Raw genomic sequence first — 2,632 nt, 5'->3', positions numbered from 1 at the left:
CGTCAAGAGCCAGACCTCGCGGGCGCTCGGGGGTACGCGGCACCGGCCGGGCGGGCGGCGTGGCGTCCTCCGCCGGCAGGCCGAGAGCGGCCTGGGAGCCGAGCCGGCGGCGCAGGGTGGACAGCGCCCGCGAGGTCTGGCTCTTGACGGTGCCCGGCGAGATCTCCAGCAGGGCGGCGGTCTGCGCCTCGGACATGTCCTCGTAGAAGCGGAGCACCAGCACGGCCCGCTGCCGGGCGGGCAGCGCGCTCAGGTGCCGCCACAGCGCGTCCCGGTCGAGCTGCTGCTCGATCTCGTCGACGCCGGCCCGCTCGGGCAGCACGTCGGTGGGCCGTTCACCGTGCCAGCGCCGCCGCCACCAGCTCGTGGAGGTGTTGACCAGGACCCGCCGGGCGTACGGCTCGATGGCCTCGATCCCGCCGAGCCGCTTCCAGGCCAGGTAGGTCTTGGTCAGCGCGGTCTGGAGCAGGTCCTCGGCGGTCGCCCAGTCCCCGGCGAGCAAGTAGGCGGTGCGCAGCAGGGCACCGGAGCGGGCCGCGACGAACTCGCGGAACTCCTCCTCCAGCGGGTCCCTGCTCGCCACCGCTCACCTCCGCGCCCCGTCTTTCATGGCAGGCTGCCACGGCCGGCAGGGTCGGGTCGACGGCAAATGGTGCGCAGTTCCTCCGATGTTCGGACGAAAAGTTTCACGCCCCGTCGTCGGCCTTGGCCTCGTCCGCCTCCTTGCCCAACCGCGCCTCGACCGCCTGCGGCTCGTACATCTCCTCGACCACACGCAGGTAGAGCTCGTTCGGGTTGGGCAGATTCTTGATCTCGCGGAGGGCCTGCTCCTGACCGGCGGACTCCAGCACGAAGGTGCCGTAGTTGAGCGCCCGGCCGGTCGGCGTCTGCTCGTACTTCATGTCGGTGACCCGGACCAGGGGCATCATCGCGACCCGCCGGGTGATGATGCCGTTGACCACCATCACCCGCTTGTTGGTGAGGATGAAGCGGTCGTACCACCAGTCGGCGACCCGCCAGGCGACCCAGCCCATCACCGCGAACCAGAGCAGCACCGCGACGGTGGTCAACGCGCCGACGTCCCGCCCGGCGAGGAAGCCGGAGAGGTAGCCGAGCACGAACGTGGCCGCGATGCCGACGATGATCGGTGTGGAGAGGTGGATCCAGTGCCGCTTCCACTCGCCCCGGTAGCGCTCGGTGGGGAAGAGGTAGCGGGCCACCAGCGAACTGGGCTCGTCCTCCAGGGGCAGCACCCGGCGGGGGGCCGTGCCGGCCGCGTCCGCGCGCAGCCCGGCCAGCTCGTCCTCGGAGATCTGCGGCGGCTGGTAACCGGCCTCCGGGTCCCGGATCCAGGCCCGGCCGGAGCGGCCCTCGCCGGCGTAGCCCGGCCCGGCGCCGTAGCCGACGTCGTCCGAAAGGGAGGGACCGTCGCCGAGACCCGGACCGGCGCCGTAGCCGGGGCCGTCGTCGGGATCGATCCGGGGGATCGGCTCGGTGTCGCGCTCCCGGCGCTCCCGGTCGGGATCGTCAGGGTCGAAGGGCGGACCGGAGGGGCTTCCCATCGGCGGCTAGGCGACGAGGCTGGTGAAGAAGTCGCCGAAGCCCTGAGCGATGTCCATGATGCCGCCGCCGAGGGACTTGAAGACGTCGGCGGCGGAGTTCGGCCGGTAGGCAACGAAGAAGATCAAGAATGCGATGCCGGCCCAGGTGAGGACCTTCTTGACCATAGCGGGCCATCCTCTCGCGCGGAGCCGGGTCCGTTTACCGCAGCGGCACCCAGAGTATCAGTATGGTGTCGTACAGTGAATATCTGCGTCCGTACTCCGACTCACCCGGACCGGCCGGTCAGGCCGCTCCGTGCAGGTACGGAGTTGGTGCGCCGTACACGAGTTCGGGCGGAGTCCACTCGGCGAGGTCGTGCAGCACGACTTGTTCCGCGAGGAGGTGACCCGCACTCGCCGGCCAGGCTATCGCATGCAGCCACATTCCCCGAGCCTCGCCGGCGTACGCGCTTCGGTCGGTCGGCGAATTGACCAGCCACAGTGGAGTGGGATGGCCACCCACCCGGATCTTGGCGTGCGGTACGCGTTCGGCGTGACCAGGGCCGGGGTCGGTGAGCGCCGCCGCCAGTTCCGGACCCGGGTCCGGCCCCGGCACGCCGGCGAACCGGGTGCCCAGGCCGACGCCCGGTTCCTCGGCCACGAAGAGCAGGTCGGCCGGTCCACCGTCGAGCGGGGCCGGACCGGCGCAGGCCACCGCCGTGGCCCGTACGCCGTTCCGCTCGTCCCCGGCCCAGGCCACCCCGGTGAGCGTCCATCCGGGTGGGAGCGGCCAGGGGCACCAGAGCGGTACGCCCGGCCGGTCGGGCGGGTCGGCGGCCGACGTCACCTGCTCGACCACACTCGCCATGATCTCGGCGCCGATGTGCTCGGGCACGTGCAGCGGGGACACCGGCCCGCACCGCAGGCAGCGTGACTCACCGTGCATCAGGTCCGGCTCCCGGATCGGGCCCGCACATCTCGGACAACTCACCGCGACACTCACACCCCCACCGTCACCCCGCGCGGGCGGCCCGTCAAGCGGAGCGGACGGACGGCCGGGGGATTCAGTCCGACGGCGGAGCGGGCGGGCC

General features: G+C 72.0%; 4 protein-coding genes. All 4 read right to left on the bottom strand.

Annotated elements, in window-relative coordinates:
- Window positions 1–583, bottom strand: a 583-nt coding sequence (locus tag DKT69_RS37155; protein WP_236648774.1) for a SigE family RNA polymerase sigma factor, incomplete at its 3' end; no start/stop codon positions are given.
- 103 nt (window positions 584–686) lie between these two features.
- On the bottom strand, window positions 687–1,562 hold the full coding sequence (locus tag DKT69_RS37150) for a PH domain-containing protein (protein ID WP_109806020.1): 876 nt from the start codon (window positions 1,560–1,562) through the stop codon (window positions 687–689).
- Between the two features lie 6 nt (window positions 1,563–1,568).
- Window positions 1,569–1,727 carry a hypothetical protein gene (locus DKT69_RS39325; RefSeq protein WP_007455302.1) on the bottom strand — a complete coding sequence of 53 codons (159 nt, stop codon included), beginning with the start codon at window positions 1,725–1,727 and terminating at the stop codon, window positions 1,569–1,571.
- 118 nt (window positions 1,728–1,845) lie between these two features.
- Window positions 1,846–2,532, bottom strand: a complete 687-nt coding sequence (locus DKT69_RS37145) for a DUF6758 family protein (RefSeq protein ID WP_322475044.1) — start codon at window positions 2,530–2,532, stop codon at window positions 1,846–1,848.
- Window positions 2,533–2,632: the final 100 nt, after the last annotated feature.

Source organism: Micromonospora sicca, assembly GCF_003172935.1.
In the GTDB taxonomy this organism is placed as follows: domain Bacteria; phylum Actinomycetota; class Actinomycetes; order Mycobacteriales; family Micromonosporaceae; genus Micromonospora; species Micromonospora sicca.
This window is presented reverse-complemented; position numbering and strand designations above follow the sequence as displayed.

Excerpts from the sequence above, each read along its gene's own strand:
- DKT69_RS37150 (WP_109806020.1), bottom strand. The coding sequence starts at position 1,562 with ATGGGAAGCCCCTCCGGTCCGCCCTTCGACCCTGACGATCCCGACCGG.
- DKT69_RS39325 (WP_007455302.1), bottom strand. The coding sequence starts at position 1,727 with ATGGTCAAGAAGGTCCTCACCTGGGCCGGCATCGCATTCTTGATCTTC.